This is a genomic window from Herbaspirillum sp. RTI4 (assembly GCF_034313965.1).
Taxonomy (GTDB): domain Bacteria; phylum Pseudomonadota; class Gammaproteobacteria; order Burkholderiales; family Burkholderiaceae_D; genus Herbaspirillum.
The window spans coordinates 887,803-902,888 of record NZ_JAVIWQ010000002.1; the positions used below are offsets into that span (position 1 = coordinate 887,803).

General features: G+C 59.9%; 15 protein-coding genes. 7 read left to right on the top strand and 8 right to left on the bottom strand.

Annotation, left to right across the window (positions count from 1 at the left end; all coding sequences use genetic code 11):
• Nucleotides 1-14: 14 nt before the first annotated feature.
• The 6 genes from prmA to RGU70_RS04250 all read right to left on the bottom strand — a co-directional run bounded on the left by prmA (nt 15) and on the right by RGU70_RS04250 (nt 4,740).
• On the bottom strand, nt 15-926 hold the full coding sequence (gene prmA, locus RGU70_RS04225; protein ID WP_322208151.1) for a 50S ribosomal protein L11 methyltransferase: 912 nt from the start codon (nt 924-926) through the stop codon (nt 15-17).
• The gene (gene accC, locus RGU70_RS04230) at nt 926-2,308 is read right to left on the bottom strand and encodes an acetyl-CoA carboxylase biotin carboxylase subunit (RefSeq protein WP_322208152.1); all 1,383 of its coding nucleotides are present in this window, start codon (nt 2,306-2,308) and stop codon (nt 926-928) included. Before accC ends, prmA begins: the two co-directional genes overlap by 1 nt.
• A 150-nt stretch (nt 2,309-2,458) precedes the next feature.
• Complete coding sequence (gene accB / locus RGU70_RS04235; protein WP_322208153.1) at nt 2,459-2,920, bottom strand: acetyl-CoA carboxylase biotin carboxyl carrier protein; 462 nt, start codon at nt 2,918-2,920, stop codon at nt 2,459-2,461.
• Nucleotides 2,921-3,036: 116 nt separating this feature from the next.
• The gene (aroQ, locus tag RGU70_RS04240) at nt 3,037-3,474 is read right to left on the bottom strand and encodes a type II 3-dehydroquinate dehydratase (protein WP_322208154.1); all 438 of its coding nucleotides are present in this window, start codon (nt 3,472-3,474) and stop codon (nt 3,037-3,039) included.
• A 74-nt stretch (nt 3,475-3,548) separates the two neighbouring features.
• Nucleotides 3,549-4,082, bottom strand: a complete 534-nt coding sequence (locus RGU70_RS04245) for a TlpA disulfide reductase family protein (protein WP_322208155.1) — start codon at nt 4,080-4,082, stop codon at nt 3,549-3,551.
• Nucleotides 4,083-4,110: 28 nt separating this feature from the next.
• Nucleotides 4,111-4,740: a hypothetical protein gene (locus tag RGU70_RS04250; RefSeq protein ID WP_322208156.1), complete on the bottom strand. Its 630-nt coding sequence runs from the start codon at nt 4,738-4,740 to the stop codon at nt 4,111-4,113.
• Between the two features lie 150 nt (nt 4,741-4,890).
• Between RGU70_RS04250 and mpl the strand changes: the two genes are divergently transcribed.
• From mpl to mtgA, 7 genes are all read left to right on the top strand, one after another.
• Entirely contained in the window at nt 4,891-6,339 is a 1,449-nt protein-coding gene (gene mpl, locus RGU70_RS04255) for a UDP-N-acetylmuramate:L-alanyl-gamma-D-glutamyl-meso-diaminopimelate ligase (protein ID WP_322208157.1), read from the top strand.
• Complete coding sequence (locus RGU70_RS04260; RefSeq protein ID WP_322208158.1) at nt 6,336-6,953, top strand: YqiA/YcfP family alpha/beta fold hydrolase; 618 nt, start codon at nt 6,336-6,338, stop codon at nt 6,951-6,953. Before mpl ends, RGU70_RS04260 begins: the two co-directional genes overlap by 4 nt.
• Nucleotides 6,950-7,534 (top strand): chorismate--pyruvate lyase family protein, encoded by a 585-nt coding sequence (locus tag RGU70_RS04265; RefSeq protein WP_322208159.1) that lies wholly within the window; start codon nt 6,950-6,952, stop codon nt 7,532-7,534. Before RGU70_RS04260 ends, RGU70_RS04265 begins: the two co-directional genes overlap by 4 nt.
• Before the next feature lie 84 nt (nt 7,535-7,618).
• Nucleotides 7,619-9,721, top strand: a complete 2,103-nt coding sequence (locus RGU70_RS04270) for a ribonuclease catalytic domain-containing protein (protein ID WP_322208160.1) — start codon at nt 7,619-7,621, stop codon at nt 9,719-9,721.
• A gap of 25 nt (nt 9,722-9,746) precedes the next feature.
• Nucleotides 9,747-10,637, top strand: coding sequence for a TonB family protein (locus RGU70_RS04275; RefSeq protein WP_322208161.1), 891 nt, complete (start codon nt 9,747-9,749; stop codon nt 10,635-10,637).
• Nucleotides 10,638-10,688: 51 nt separating this feature from the next.
• Nucleotides 10,689-11,507: a shikimate dehydrogenase gene (gene aroE / locus RGU70_RS04280; protein ID WP_322208162.1), complete on the top strand. Its 819-nt coding sequence runs from the start codon at nt 10,689-10,691 to the stop codon at nt 11,505-11,507.
• 193 nt (nt 11,508-11,700) lie between these two features.
• Nucleotides 11,701-12,459: a monofunctional biosynthetic peptidoglycan transglycosylase gene (gene mtgA / locus RGU70_RS04285; protein WP_322208163.1), complete on the top strand. Its 759-nt coding sequence runs from the start codon at nt 11,701-11,703 to the stop codon at nt 12,457-12,459.
• Here the strand turns inward: mtgA and RGU70_RS04290 are convergent.
• Nucleotides 12,410-13,549, bottom strand: a complete 1,140-nt coding sequence (locus RGU70_RS04290; RefSeq protein ID WP_322208164.1) for an anhydro-N-acetylmuramic acid kinase — start codon at nt 13,547-13,549, stop codon at nt 12,410-12,412. The genes mtgA and RGU70_RS04290 overlap by 50 nt on opposite strands.
• A gap of 116 nt (nt 13,550-13,665) precedes the next feature.
• On the bottom strand, nt 13,666-15,057 hold the full coding sequence (locus tag RGU70_RS04295) for a M23 family metallopeptidase (RefSeq protein WP_322208165.1): 1,392 nt from the start codon (nt 15,055-15,057) through the stop codon (nt 13,666-13,668).
• Nucleotides 15,058-15,086 lie beyond the last annotated feature (29 nt).

Below are 15,086 nucleotides of genomic sequence, written 5' to 3' on the forward strand. Positions count from 1 at the left end.
GAGGGGTGGCGAAATCAGACGGGCAGACGCCCGGCCAGCGCTACCCATCCTTCATGTTCGGCCCAGATTTCCAGCGCGATATAGGGGGCATAGGCCGCGCAGACTTGCTCCGCCTGACTATCCAGCACGCCCGACAACACCAGTGCGCCGCCATCCGCGACATGGGCCGACAGCATTGCTGCCATTTCTGTGAGCGGGCCGGCGAGGATGTTGGCAACGACGATGTCGTAACGATGCGCAGGGCAAGCCAGCACAAACGATTCCGGCAGGTAGTAGGCAATATCGCTGCAATGGTTACGTTCGCTGTTGAAGCTGGCCGCTTCCAGTGCCTGCACGTCCAGATCGACGCCGATGACCGGCTGCGCCCCGAGTTTTCGGGCGACCAGCGCCAGAATGCCGGAACCGCAACCGTAATCGAGTACCGATTGTTCGGCTTGTACGTATTCTTCCAGCCATTCCATGCACAGACGCGTGGTGGGGTGGCTGCCGGTACCGAAGGCCAGACCTGGATCGAGTTCCAGCACCAGAGCGTCCGGTTCCGGCGCTTCGTGCCAGCTAGGGACGACCCAAATGCGTTTGCCGATATGGATGGGTTCGAATTGCGATTGGGTCAGACGCACCCAGTCCTGATCTTCCACGGCGCGCATGGCGAACGGCAGGGCGTAACCCAGTCCCAGCGATTGCACTGCATCGGCCACCATGCCGGCGTGGTCGGCGTGATTGTCCGTCAGCGCGACGACGCGGCTGCGTTCCCAGGCGGCGGCTTGCGGCGGCATGCCGGGTTCGCCGAACAAGGGCTGCTCGGCATCGGTGCCGAGGTCGGCGTCTTCCACCGACACCGACAAGGCACCATGCTGCATCAGCGCATCGGACAAGGCTTCCGCCTGATCGCGCGCGACTTCAATGACGATTTCAGTCCAGCTCATCAGTTCTTGGCCGGCTTGTCGGCCAGTTTCAAAGTCTCAGGACGCTGGGCCAGTTTGTGTTCCAGATAATGGATGTTGGTGCCGCCTTCGATGAAACGGGCGTCGACCATCAGTTCGCGGTGCAGCGGGATGTTGGTCAGAATGCCTTCGACGACCATTTCCGACAGCGCGACTTGCATGCGCTTGATGGCCTGATCGCGGGTGGCGCCGTAAGCGATGACCTTGCCGACCATCGAATCGTAATGCGGGGGGACGTAGTAACCGGCATAAGCGTGCGAATCGACGCGGATGCCAGGACCGCCCGGCACATGCCAGGAAGTCAGGCGACCGGGAGACGGCGTGAACTTGAACGGGTCTTCAGCATTGATCCGGCACTCAATGGCATGGCCCTTGATTTCGATGTCGCGCTGGCGGTAACGCAGTTTTTCACCGCAGGCGATACGGATCTGTTCCTGCACGATATCGACGCCAGTGATCATTTCGGTCACCGGATGCTCGACCTGCACGCGGGTATTCATTTCGATGAAATAGAACTCTTCGTTTTCATACAGGAACTCGAAGGTGCCGGCGCCGCGATAATTCATTTTGCGGCAGGCTTCGGCACAACGGTCGCCGATTTTTTCGATGATCTTGCGTGGAATGCCGGGTGCCGGCGCTTCCTCGACGACCTTCTGATGGCGGCGCTGCATGGAGCAATCGCGCTCGCCTAGCCAGATGGCGTTGCCGTGTTCATCGGCCAGAATCTGGATTTCCACATGGCGTGGATTTTCCAGATATTTCTCCATGTAAACCTCGGGATTGCCGAAGGCTGCACCGGCCTCGGTCTTGGTCATCGACACCGCATTGATCAGCGCGGCTTCGGTATGCACGACGCGCATGCCGCGTCCACCGCCGCCGCCGGCGGCCTTGATGATGACCGGATAGCCGACCTTGCGCGCAATTTGCACGATTTCCTTGGGATTGTCCGGCAATGCACCTTCAGAACCGGGGACGCAAGGCACGCCGGCACGGATCATCTCCTGCTTGGCCGACACTTTGTCGCCCATCATGCGGATATTTTCGACGCGCGGCCCGATGAAAACGAAGCCGGATTTTTCGACGCGTTCGGCGAAGTCCGCATTTTCGGAAAGGAAGCCGTAGCCCGGGTGGATCGCTTGCGCATCGGTCACCTCAGCGGCGCTGATGATGGCCGGCATGTTGAGGTAACTGAGCGCGGACTGTGCGGGTCCGATGCAGACCGATTCGTCGGCCAGCTTGACGTATTTTGCTTCGCGATCGGCTTCCGAATGGACAACCACGGTCTTGATGCCCATTTCGCGGCAAGCGCGCTGGATGCGAAGAGCGATTTCGCCACGATTGGCAATAAGGATTTTTTCGAACATAAGAATATACGTCGCCAGAAACCGGCGTCTCTAAGTAAACATCATCCCGGAGGCCGCTATGTGCGGCGGCGATCCGTACGGGAGCAAATGGCGGGCTGCTGCGCGTTCAGGCCGGTCAGGGTGACCCGGCCGGCAGCGTGACCGGCTTGGTTAGCCGATGATGAACAGCGGTTGTCCAAATTCGACCGGTTGGCCATTTTCGATCAGAATTTGTTTGACCACGCCAGCGTGGTCGGTATCGATTTCATTGAGCAGCTTCATGGCTTCGATCAGGCACAGTGTGTCGCCTTCCTTGACTTCCTTGCCCACTTCGACGAACGCCGGAGCGCCGGGCGCCGAAGAGCGGTAGAACGTGCCGACCATTGGCGATTTCACGACGAAACCTTCTGGCACGGCCGGTGCAGCGACGACTTCAACTGGCGCTGCAGCGGCGGCTGGCATCATTTGCGGCGGATATTGCATGCCTTGCTGCGGCATCATGACCATTTGGTTTTGCGGATGAGGGGAGGACTTGACGATGCGTACCTTGCTTTCGCCTTCAGTCACTTCCAGCTCTTCAATGTCCGACTCCGCGACCAGATCGATCAGCGTTTTGAGTTTCCTTAAATCCATGTGCTTGCCTTAGAAAAAATTGAATAACTGATTGATAACCTGCTGAAAAGCGACCGGGTAAATCAATGGCTAAAGTAAAGGTGCCGTGCGCTACATCACAACTGTATTAAGGAACCTTAAAGTTCTGATAACGCATGGCTCAGGGCGAGGCGATAACCGTCTACGCCCAATCCGCAAATCACGCCCTTGGCAATACCCGACAAATAAGAAAAATGCCGGAATTCCTCGCGCTGATGAATATTGCTGATGTGTACTTCAATAAAGGGAATCGCCACTGCCGCCAAGGCATCGCGCAGGGCGACACTGGTGTGCGTGAAGGCGGCCGGATTGATGATGATCGCATCAATTGCCTGCTGTTTGGCAAGGTGGATGCGATCGATCAGAGCGCCTTCGTGGTTGCTTTGAAAATACTGAAGTGCGGCACCCGCTGCCTCAGCCTGTCGCAACGCTGCCTGTTCGATATCGGCCAGCGTAGATGCTCCATACACCTCAGGCTCCCGGGAGCCGAGCAGGTTCAGATTCGGACCATTGAGGAGGAGGAGATTTTTTGCCATGAATTTGGTCACGTTTAACGACGATAGCGGCATTTTGCCGTCAAATAGCCGAGTTTGGCAAGAAAAACTTTATATCAGGGAGCTTGCAGCAGTTTCAGGTCCTTATGTAATTCGTCGAACTTGATGCTGCCAAGATAAGATTTCTTGATCGTGCCATCGGCACCGACCAATAAAGTGAAGGGCAAACCGCCGCTGGCATTGCCCAATTGTTGCAAAGCCTCGGTCGCGCCGGTTCCTGCAAGGTACAGAGGATAAAGGATATGGAACTTTTCTGCAAATTCATCGATGTTTTTCGAAGAATCGACGCCGATGCCGATAATTTGAATCGGCGCGATTTCTTTGCTCAAGGCATTCAGGGCCGGCATTTCCTCAACACACGGCGCGCACCAGGTCGCCCAGAAATTGATAATGAGCGGCTTGCCGCGCCATTGCGCCAGAGCTTGTGGTGCCGTTTTCGCGCCTGGCCCTGCCTGCGGCATATCCTGCGACAACAAATGAGCCAGTGCCTGATCTTGTGGTGTACCGGGCGTGTGGCGGAGCACGCCAAAATAGACGCCGGCAGCGACGGCCAAAATAGCAATGGCAACAAACAGAGCGATGCGTTTCATGGGAGGCCGGGAAAAAGTGGAGGGGTTTTCAGCTTGTTTCTTGCAACAAGCGGCGTACAGCCGGCAAATCGGCCCGTTCACCGGGTTTGGCAACGCCTGCGTGCAGATCGTCGCAATGATACAGGGTCAGATGAACGCCTTCGGCATCGGCGTCTGGCTGCGGCAGCAAAAAGCTCAGGACTTCCACCGTTTCCCGTCCGCGCCTTCCTTTCATCGGTTCGCCGACCGACACTTCAAAGCGCAGATTTTTATTCAGCAGGAAAATTTCGACATCTTTGGGGCTGAGCGTAAACAGATGCAAGTGGATGTCCGAATGCGCGCCGGCAGTGCCCTTGAGGACCGCGCCGGTCAGATAAGGCGAGAACTGGGCCAGATCCTCCATTACCTGAAGCGCCAGACGACGCAGGTGCGCCAGCCGCGCCGGTTGGGTATCGGCAAAGAACAGTTCGTTGTAAATGCGGACTTCTTCTTCGATCAGGGCGTTATCCGGCAGCGCATCGCGCTGTTCCTGATCGCCCAGCACCATTCGCGCCGCCCGGCGCTTGGCGCTGCCGTAGTCGGCACCTTCTTCGGCAATCATGCGGGCGGCGGCAGCGGCGATTTCGGCGCGCAGCAGATCGAGTGCGGAAAACGGCGGGAGTGAAGGGGCGTTTGGCATGGCCTGCATCATAACCCTTCTAACCTTGAGCCGCCGGTCAGGTAAAATCCGGGGATTCTTTAATTCCGGGCCTCATCGCCGGCTGCGCTGCCATTGCGGCAAATAATAGCGGTCGCGTTGCCGTCCCTCACCCGGCGCTCACTCATTCGTATGCACATTCATATCCTCGGTATTTGCGGCACATTCATGGGCGGGCTGGCCGTCCTCGCCAAGCAGGCCGGCCACCGCGTCACGGGTTGCGACGCTAACGTCTATCCGCCGATGAGCACCCAGCTGCAAGAGCAGGGCATCGAACTGATTCAGGGCTTCGATCCGCAACAGATCGCCTTGCAGCCTGACGTCTTTGTCATCGGCAACGTGATTTCACGCGGCAACGCGCTGATGGAAGAAATTCTGAACCGTGGTTTGCCCTATATTTCCGGCCCGCAGTGGATGGGCGAACACATTTTGCGGGACAAATGGGTGCTGGCCGTCGCCGGTACCCACGGCAAGACGACCACATCGGCCATGCTGGCGTGGATATTGGAAGACGCCGGCTATGCGCCGGGTTTCCTGATCGGCGGCGTGCCGCTCAATTTCGGCATCTCGGCGCGCTTGGGTGGCGTGGGTGCCAAGGGAGGCAAAGACAACAAGGGCGATGAATCCTCCTTCTTTGTCATCGAAGCCGATGAGTACGACACCGCTTTTTTCGACAAACGCAGCAAATTCGTCCATTACCGGGCCCGCACCGCGATTCTCAACAATCTCGAATACGATCATGCCGACATCTTCCCCGATCTGGCCGCGATAGAAACGCAATTCCACCACCTGGTGCGCACCGTCCCCGGTATCGGCCGACTGGTCGTCAATGGCGGCGAAGCGGCTTTGCAGCGCGTCACGGCGCGCGGCTGCTGGAGCGAGCTGGAATGGTTCGGTGCCGATGGCGGCGCAGGTCACGGTGCAAATCGCCCGGTCTGGGCGCTGGAGACGCAAGAGGACGGCAGTTTCAGCGTCTTGTTCGGCGGCATCGTGCAGGGCGTGGTGGAATGGGACTTGAGCGGCGAACACAACCGCCTCAATGCCGTCGCCGCCATCGCTGCCGCACGTCACGTCGGCGTACCGGCGGCGCAGGCGATCCGCTCGCTGGCCGGTTTTGCCAACGTCAAACGACGCATGGAGCTGCGCGGCAATGCCGGCGGCGTCAAGGTCTACGACGATTTCGCCCATCACCCGACCGCGATCACCACCACTATCGCCGGCCTGCGCAAGCAAATCGGCGCGGCGCGCATTCTGGCCGTGCTGGAGCCGCGCTCGAACACCATGAAGCTGGGCACGATGAAAGACGCGCTGCCGGGCAGTCTGGCGCAGGCCGATCTGGTCTTCGGCTACGGTAGTCAGGATTCGCTGGGTTGGGATCTGGGCGCGGCGCTCGCTCCGCTGGGCGACAAGGCCCATGCTTACGACGACATGGCCGTACTGGTCGGCGCGATTGCCGCCGCCGCCCGTCCCGGCGATACCGTCCTGGTCATGAGCAATGGCGGTTTCGGGGGCGTGCATCAGAAAATCCTGGACGCGCTGGCCTTGGTCATTCCCACGACCCTGCTAGCCGGGTCGCCATGATCCTGTATCTGCACGGTTTCCGTTCCTCGCCGCAATCGTTCAAAGCCCGATGGATGGGGCAGCGTTTGCAAGAACTGGGGCGCGCCGATGAATACCGTTGCCCGCAGTTACCTGCTTCGCCAAAGCAGGCCATTGCGCTGGCGCTGGGCATTGCAGAAACATTTTTGCAAACGCATCCGGTAGCGCAACTGAGTCTGATCGGTTCTTCGCTCGGCGGCTATTACGCCACCTGGCTGGCCGAGCGGCTGGGTTGCCGCGCCGTGCTGCTTAACCCGGCAGTCAAACCGCCGCGCGACCTGCAAAGCTATGTCGGCATCAGCACGCAATATCACAGCGACGAACCTTTCGAATTCCGGCCCGAATATGTGGCCGAACTGGAAGCGCTGGCAATCGCCGCGATCAGCGCGCCGCAGCGCTACTTCCTGTTGGCGGCCACCGGCGACGAAGTACTGGACTGGCGCGAGAGCCGGGCGTTCTATCTGGGCGCCAAGCAATGCATCATCGCCGGCAGCGACCACGGTCTCAGTGATTTCACTCAATATGCCGACGAAGTGCTGTCGTTTTGCGACAGCAAGCCCGGCGCGGCAACACCGTCGTCGGCTACCGGCGCATGAAGATAGTGTCCCCCGTTCGCCGCACCTCGCACTGGTGGGACCACGTCAATGCCGTCCGCCCGCCGCCGTATCTGCGCCGCTGGCTGACCGACCCCGCATCAATGACAGTCAAGCTGATGGCGCACTGCCGTCAATTCGACGTGCAGCGTTTGCGGCAAGCGAGTGGGCGCTGTCAGGCCGACGAGGCCGTGCTGCTGGGTTTGCCGCCGCGTAGCCGCGTACAGCAGCGCGATGTATTGTTGTGCGGCGACGGTCGGCCCCTGGTATTCGGTCATACTACGCTGGCGGCAGGGCAGGCCGACTGGCCGTTTTTCAGCCAGCTCGGTGAGCGTCCTCTGGGCGAGGCCTTGTTTGCCGATCCGCTGGTGCGACGCGGCCCCTTGCATTTTGCCCGTTTGCACAGTCATCATCCTCTAGTGCGCCAGCTGGGCGGCGCACTCGGCAAGCCGTCCATGCCATCGCTCCATGCGCGCCGCTCGCTGTTCCTGCGCGGCAATGCCGTGTTGTTAGTAACCGAAATTTTCTTACCGGCCATCGACGAATTGACGATGGTCGCGCCGACTGATAGTCGCAACCTTTAGCCCGTTTTTAGCCCGGTTTAGCTCGTTTATCGCTGCATCTGCGTGCGCATGTAGGGCAAACCCCGAACCCATGATTGAAATGACATGAATTTATTATTTGAAGAATCCGGTGACCTCAAAGCCGGCAGCGTAATGTCCCAGCAAGGCGAGGCCTATCAGGTCGAGATGGCTTCCGGCAAGCGCAGCAAGATTAAATCGCGCGACGTGCTGTTGCAATTTGCTACTCCGGCCCCGGCACAGTTGCTGTTGGATGGACAGGTCGTGGCAGACACCATCGATCTGGAATTTTTATGGGAAGTCGCCGGTGCCGAGGAATTCGGCTATGCCGAACTGGGTCAGGAATATTTCGGTCATGCGCTGTTGCCGCAGGAAGCCGCCGGTTTGCTGATGCGTCTGCACAGCGCGCCCGTGTATTTCTACCGAAAAGGCAAAGGCCGCTTCAAGGCCGCCCCCGCCGCCGCATTACAGGCCGCGCTAGCCGGACAAGAAAAGAAGCGCTTGCTGCTGTTGCAACAACAGGGTTATGTGGACGAACTGGTGGCGCAGCGCCTGCCGCTGCCGCTGCGGGCAATGGCGATACAACTACTGTTCAAGCCGGACAAGAACGGTATCGAATACAAGGCGCTGGATGCCGCCTGCAAGCAATTGCAAACCACGCCGCAGCGACTGATTCTGGCGCTGGGCGGCATCGACAGTCCCAAGGATTTGCATTACGCCCGCTTCCTGCAGGATTTTTTCCCTAAGGGTACGGATTTTCCGCCGCTGGTCGCGCCCACTGCGCCGACATTGCCGCTGGCCGATGTGCAAGCGTTTTCCATCGATGACGTGACCACCACTGAAATCGACGATGCCATCTCGGTCGTCACGCTGGCCGACGGTACCTTGCGGGTCGGCATCCATATCGCCGCACCGGGGCTGGGCATCAAGCGCGACGACGCTATCGACGTTCTGGCGCGTCAGCGCATGTCCACCGTCTACATGCCGGGTGAAAAAATCACCATGCTGCCCGATTCGCTGGTGCAGACCTTCACGCTCGACGCCGGTACGGCGCGGCCGGCAGTCTCGCTGTACGCCACGCTCAATCCCGAGGACTGGAGCGTCATCAGTACCGAAACCCGGGCCGAGCTGGTGCCGATTGTCGCTAACTTGCGGCATAACGATCTCGACGAACACGTTACCGAAGAAGCGCTCACCGAGGGCAGTGGCGACTATCCGCACAAGGCTGAATTTGCCCTGCTGTGGCCGTGGGTGCAGGCGCTGGAACAGGGGCGGATGGAAAAGCGCGCCGGCTTCGGTCTGCGGCCGGAACAAAACAATCGCGTCGATTTCAACTTTTATGTCGACGACGGCATCGTCAGCATCGCCCGTCGCAAACGCGGCGCGCCGCTCGACAAAATCGTGGCCGAACTGATGATCTTCGCCAACAGCACCTGGGGCAAGCTGATGGCCGACCACGGCGTACCGGGAATTTATCGCGCACAAGGCGGTGGCGGCGGCACTGGCTGGGCGGCCAAGATGCAGGTGCGCATGGTGACCCATGCCGCGCCGCATCAGGGGCTGGGCGTGGATCAGTATGCGTGGAGCACGTCGCCGCTGCGGCGCTATACCGATCTGGTCAATCAATGGCAGATTCTGGCCTGCGTCGAGCATGGCATCGCCGCGCCGCTGGTCGCGCCGTTCAAGCCGCGCGATGCGGATTTGTTCGCTATCGTTTCAGCTTTTGAAGCGGCCTATGCCGGTTACTCCGACTTTCAATCGAACATGGAGCGCTACTGGTGCTTGCGCTGGCTGACGCAGCAAGAAGCGCGGCAGGTCGATGCCGTCGTGCTCAAGGACGAGATACTGCGCCTGACGGAAATCCCGCTGGTGATTCGCTTGCCCGGCATGCCTTCGGTGGCGCGTGGCTTGCAGGTCAAGCTGGAGCTGCTGCGTTGGGACGAGGTCGATCTGACAGTGGAAGCGCGCTTGCTGGAAATTCCCGCTGCACAGTCTGCCGAATCTGCCGACCTGCCCGATGCCGATGAGGAGGAAGACGCCATCGGTGCTGTCGATGGTGTGGAGGATCCCGATGGCGGCGACGGCAATGCTGACGACAAGGAGGTCGCCCTCGAAGAAGAGCGTGCCGAAGCGATTACCCCTCAAGCCGATGCCAGCGACGCCGAAAATTCGGGTGCGGCAACTTTGTAGTCTGTTTTTTTCAACCGGTACCGGCGTGAAATTTTTTTCTCAACAGCGCATTCTGGTCATTGCTCTCGGTGTGTCCTTGCTAGTGCATGGCGCGCTGCTGGCGATCCATTTTGTCGCGCCCAATGCCTTTCGCCTCAAGCCCTCCGACGCCAGCCTGGAAGTGATTCTGGTCAATGCCAAGCACGACAGCAAACCGCTTCACGCGGACGCGCTGGCGCAGGCCAATCTCGATGGCGGCGGTAACGCCGAGCAGGGCCGCGCCAAGTCGCCCTTGCCCGATATGCGCAAGCTGGAGGATGGTCAGAACGCCAAGGCGAGCAGTCGCCGGGTCGCTGAACTGGAGGCGCGGCAACAGCAAATCCTGGCGCAGATGCAGCGGCAGACCGCGCTGAGCGTAGCGCAGGGGAAACTTGCACAGCCGCCGCAGCCGTCGCAGGTCGACGGACGCGAACTGTTCGACAGCGCCAAGGCCGTGGCGCGGCTGGAAGCCGAAATCGCCAAAAACATCGAGGACTACAACAAGCGCCCGAAAAAAACCCAGATCACCCCCAGCACCATTCAGGTCGGCTACGCGGTGTACTACAAGAGCCTGCAAGACAAAATAGAAAAAATCGGCACGCTGGATTTCCCCCAGAAGGACGGCGTCAAGCTGTACGGGCAGCTGGTGCTGTCGATTCCGGTGTTTCAGGACGGTACGATTTACCAGCGCGATGGCGGCGCACGCGTGGAGCGCAGCTCCGGCAATGCGGCGCTGGACAATGCGGCGCTGGCAATCGTGCGACGCGCCGCACCGTTCGGCCGTTTCCCGGATAACATGCGCACCAGCGGCAAGGACGATGTATGGGAAATCATTACCCGCTTCACCTTCAGCCGCGAGCAGGGATTGCAGACCGATTTGCCCGGCAGCCGCCGATGAGGGGGAGTGCTTCCATCCTCCGCAGCAAGTATTCATGAAAGAGGAATGACAATGGATTTATACGCAGTAGTCGGCAATCCGGTAGCGCATAGCAAATCGCCGGAGATCCATGCGGCATTCGCCGCGCAGACCGGCGAGTCAATGCGCTATGAGCGGCTGCTGGCGCCGCTGGACGGTTTCGCTGCCACGCTGCAGCAATGGCGCGCTGACGGAGGCAAGCACAGCAAGGGCGTTAATGTCACCTTGCCATTCAAGCTCGAAGCCTATGCGCTGGCGACGGAGCTGAGCCCGCGTGCGCAGCGCGCCGGTGCCGTCAATACCCTGCTGTTCGACGGCGAGCGAATTTTCGGCGACAACACCGATGGCGCAGGGCTGGTGGCCGATATCGTTCGCAATGCTGGTGTTACGCTGGACGGCAAGCGCATCCTCTTGCTTGGCGCGGGCGGCGCGGCGCGGGGCGCGTTGCTGCCATTGCTGGTCGGTCGGCCGCGTCAGCTGGTGATTGCGAATCGCACGGCGGACAAGGCTGCGCAACTGGCCAGTCAGTTTGCCGCCGACGGCCCGATCGATGCCTGCGATTATGCTGCGCTGGAAGGGACTTTCGATCTCATCATTAACGCCACTTCCGCCAGTCTGGCGGGAGCGGTGCCACCCTTGCCACCCGAAGTGTTCGGCCCTTCTACGTTGGCCTATGACATGATGTACGCCAGTCAGCCGACGGCGTTCATGCAGTTCGCCTCGGGGCATGGTGCGCAGGTGCGCGACGGCTTGGGCATGTTGGTAGAGCAGGCGGCGGAAGCCTTCCTCTTGTGGCGTGGTGTGCGGCCACAGACAGAGGAAATCTTTACGCGTTTGCGCAGTAGTTTGTAATACGGGAAATACACAGATTAAAAACAGATAAGGAAGTGCTGAATAAGTGATGTGAGTGGCGCAAAGTCGGAGCCGCGCAGTTGCTTCATCGGTGCTTCCATCAATAAAAAAGACCGGGCATCTGGCGTGCCTTGCTGCTGATGGCGCATAGCGCGTACATGCGCGTCCGGATCGAATAAAAAGGGAAGTATCCATGAAACAAATCCGCAAATGGCTGTGGCGGCTGATCCTGTTGAGTGTGCTGCTGGTGCTGGCGCTGCAACTATATTTTTTCCTGCAAATTGCATGGTGGGCCAATCACAACCCGGGCAGTACCAGTTTCATGCGCGAGCAACTGTCGGTGCTGCGCCAGCAGAATCCCGATGCGCAACTGCAATTCATCTGGATGCCTTACGAGCGCATTTCGAACAATCTGAAACGCGCCATCATTGCCTCCGAAGATTCGAATTTCTCAGAGCATGAGGGCATCGATTGGGATGCGCTGGAAAAGGCCTACGAAAAAAATAATCGCAAGGGAAAGGTCGTGGCCGGCGGTTCGACGATCACCCAGCAACTGGCGAAAAACCTGTTTCTTTCCAATCAGCGCAGCTATCTGCGCAAGGGGCAGGAGCTGATCATCACTTACATGCTGGAGATGTTGCTGGATAAGCGACGCATCTTCGAGATTTATCTCAATGTGGTCGAATGGGGTAATGGCGTATTTGGCGCGGAGGCGGCGGCCCGGCATTACTACGGCGGTTCCGCCGCCGGTCTGGGGGCGGCGCAGGCAGCGCGGCTGGCGGTGATGTTGCCGCGTCCGCGTTTCTACGACAAGAACCGCGGCTCAGGCTATCTGGCCATGCGCGGCAGTCTGATTCTGCGACGCATGGGAGCAGCGGAATTGCCACCTATCAAGCCACTCCCTAAGCCGGATACAAAGCCCCCAGCACACGCAGCCCGACGGCCCCGGTGACAGCAGGCAGATTGCCCGGCTGACGCACACTGAAGCGCTGCGCCAGCCAGGCAAAAGCCAGTGCTTCGACCTGATTCGGCGCAACGCCCAACACGGCAGTGGAGGCAACCGTCACTTCCTGACCGGGACTGGACAGCCGGGTGCGCAGTGCTTGCATCAGCACGCCGTTGTAAGCCCCGCCGCCGCACACATAAAGCTGACGCGCGTCTGGTGCGTGGCGCTGCATGGCCTCGGCGATGGTGCTTGCCGTCAATGCGGTGAGCGTGGCCTGAATATCGGCGGCGGGATACGTCGGACAGCACGCCAGCCGCGCATCCAGCCATGCCATGTGAAACAGATCGCGCCCGGTGCTTTTCGGCGGCGGCAGCGCGAAAAAATCTTCCTGCCTCAATACCTTCAGTACATCCTGCCGGACAGTGCCGCTGCCGGCCCATGCACCGTCGGCGTCGTAGGCGTGTCCTTGGTGTCGCAGAATCCAGCCGTCCATTAAGACGTTGCCGGGGCCGGTGTCGAAGCCAGCCGTATGCGCGGCGGCCTCGGCCGGCAAAATGCTGATATTGGCGATGCCGCCGATATTGACGGTCACTCTGGCGGCGTCCTGACTGCCGAATACGGCGCGGTGAAAAGCAGGCACCAGTGGCGCGCCCTGACCGCCGGCGGCCACGTCGCGGCTACGGAAATCGGCAATCACATCGATGCCGCACAGTTCTGCCAGCAGCGCAGGGTTGTTAGTCTGGCGCGTGTAACCGCGGTGAGGCTGATGCCGGATGGTTTGTCCATGCGCGCCGATGGCACTGATGTCGGCCGCTGCGCAGCCGCTTTGCAGTAATAGTTGTTCGACGCAGGCGGCGTAATGCCGGACCAGTTCGTTGGCAGCGAGCGCTTCGCGGTCGATTTCATCCGTGCCGGAAACCTGTAGCGCCATCAGACTGGCGCGCAATGCGGAGGGGAATTCGACGTAGGCGTCGGCCAGGGTGAGGAGGGTCGGGGCAGTGTCGTTATCGGAAAACGACGCCAGCACGCCATCGACGCCGTCCAGACTGGTGCCCGACATCAGGCCGATATACAAATTGCGCGAAGGTGCGGCCATGAAATACTCCAGCGGGGATATGCCGGGCATTCTACAGGGCGGCCGGTGGGAATTGCCCGCCGCCGCCATGCAGGCCGGACGGGGGCTTATGGAGATGGAGTGATGCTGAGGGTTGCTTACTTGCGGGCCAGTCGGGTACTAGGGTCACCCGGCGGTTGCAACAGCGCCAGTCGTCGGTTCATGTCCATGCCGACCAGCGTGAATTGTTGCAGCTGCGCGGTGGTCAGCGGGGTGGCGTTAGGGATATCCACCGTCATGGGATTTTGCGGCTGGTTACTGATGCGGAATTCATAATGCAGATGCGGGCCGGTCGCCCAGCCAGTCGAACCGACATAGCCGATCAGCTGACCCTGCGTGACGCGTTCACCTTTACGCAAGCCGCTGGCGAAGGCGCTCATGTGGCCGTAGGCAGTGGAATAGTTCGACCAGTGCTTGAGCACCACGATATTGCCGTAGCCGTTCTGCTTGCCAACGAATTCCACCACGCCATCGCCCGAGGCGCGGATCGGCGTGCCGGTCGGTGCCGCAAAATCGACGCCAGTGTGCTTCTTCCACAGACCGGAAATCGGATGCAGTCGCATGGCAAAGCCGGAAGAAATGCGGGTATAGGCCAGCGGTGTTTTCAAAAAGGCTTTTTTCAGCGATTTGCCGTCGCCGGAGTAATAACCGCCGGCCAGTTTGCCGCCCGGCGGCTCGAACCACATCGCCTTGTTGGTGACACCGGCATTGATGAATTCGGCGGCGAGTATGCGTCCGCTGCGCATCAGATGACCGTTGTGCCAGAAACTTTCAAAGACGACATTGAATCGGTCGCCGCGCCGCAGGTCGGAGGCAAAGTCGATGCTGGACGAAAACATATCGACGATCTGGGCGGCCACGGCGTCCGGTACCGCTGCCGCATCGGTCGCGGCAAACAGCGACGAGCGTATCGTTCCCGAGCGCATTTCGACGCGGCGTTCCAGATTGAGCGCGACCTTGACGGCGGTGAAGTGTTCGTCCGCACCCTCGCGGCTAATGACCAGATTACTGGCATCGTCGTCTTTTTTGGCGTTCAGACTGGTACTTAGTTGTAAGAGACGGCCCTCTTCATCGGTTTGCACCAGGACGTTCGTGCCCGGTTTCAGGCGCATCACGGCGCGCGCCAGTTCGTTGGATTTGATGAAGCTGGTTGCTTCGTCATCGTCCACGCCGAGGCGTTGCAGCAGTTTGCTCAGCGTATCGCCCGAGCGCACTTTTTCTTCGGTGATGTAGAGATGCGGGCGTTGTTCCAGCTCGTCGATCTGCGCGGTCAGATCGGGCAGCTTCAGCGCTTCGACAATTTCCGTGACCGGCGGCGCATCGGCGTCGTAGCTGTCGGGGGCGAAGCCGGCCGCGCCGAATGCGCAAGCACCCAGGAACAGGGCGCCTGCTGACAGGACACGGGTTTTACGTGAGGTGGTGCGTACCAGTAAATTGCTGCGAGCGATAACGCGAAGGATAGGAGCGGATAATTTATCGATGGGAGTCATGCAATACGTTAAAATTTGCGGTTTAGCGG

What these genes read in the sequence shown, in the direction of transcription:
- prmA (WP_322208151.1), bottom strand. Translation starts at nt 926, where the DNA reads ATGAGCTGGACTGAAATCGTCATTGAAGTCGCGCGCGATCAGGCGGAA.
- accC (WP_322208152.1), bottom strand. Translation starts at nt 2,308, where the DNA reads ATGTTCGAAAAAATCCTTATTGCCAATCGTGGCGAAATCGCTCTTCGC.
- accB (WP_322208153.1), bottom strand. Translation starts at nt 2,920, where the DNA reads ATGGATTTAAGGAAACTCAAAACGCTGATCGATCTGGTCGCGGAGTCG.
- aroQ (WP_322208154.1), bottom strand. Translation starts at nt 3,474, where the DNA reads ATGGCAAAAAATCTCCTCCTCCTCAATGGTCCGAATCTGAACCTGCTC.
- RGU70_RS04245 (WP_322208155.1), bottom strand. Translation starts at nt 4,082, where the DNA reads ATGAAACGCATCGCTCTGTTTGTTGCCATTGCTATTTTGGCCGTCGCT.
- RGU70_RS04250 (WP_322208156.1), bottom strand. Translation starts at nt 4,740, where the DNA reads ATGCCAAACGCCCCTTCACTCCCGCCGTTTTCCGCACTCGATCTGCTG.
- mpl (WP_322208157.1), top strand. Translation starts at nt 4,891, where the DNA reads ATGCACATTCATATCCTCGGTATTTGCGGCACATTCATGGGCGGGCTG.
- RGU70_RS04260 (WP_322208158.1), top strand. Translation starts at nt 6,336, where the DNA reads ATGATCCTGTATCTGCACGGTTTCCGTTCCTCGCCGCAATCGTTCAAA.
- RGU70_RS04265 (WP_322208159.1), top strand. Translation starts at nt 6,950, where the DNA reads ATGAAGATAGTGTCCCCCGTTCGCCGCACCTCGCACTGGTGGGACCAC.
- RGU70_RS04270 (WP_322208160.1), top strand. Translation starts at nt 7,619, where the DNA reads ATGAATTTATTATTTGAAGAATCCGGTGACCTCAAAGCCGGCAGCGTA.
- aroE (WP_322208162.1), top strand. Translation starts at nt 10,689, where the DNA reads ATGGATTTATACGCAGTAGTCGGCAATCCGGTAGCGCATAGCAAATCG.
- mtgA (WP_322208163.1), top strand. Translation starts at nt 11,701, where the DNA reads ATGAAACAAATCCGCAAATGGCTGTGGCGGCTGATCCTGTTGAGTGTG.
- RGU70_RS04290 (WP_322208164.1), bottom strand. Translation starts at nt 13,549, where the DNA reads ATGGCCGCACCTTCGCGCAATTTGTATATCGGCCTGATGTCGGGCACC.
- RGU70_RS04295 (WP_322208165.1), bottom strand. Translation starts at nt 15,057, where the DNA reads ATGACTCCCATCGATAAATTATCCGCTCCTATCCTTCGCGTTATCGCT.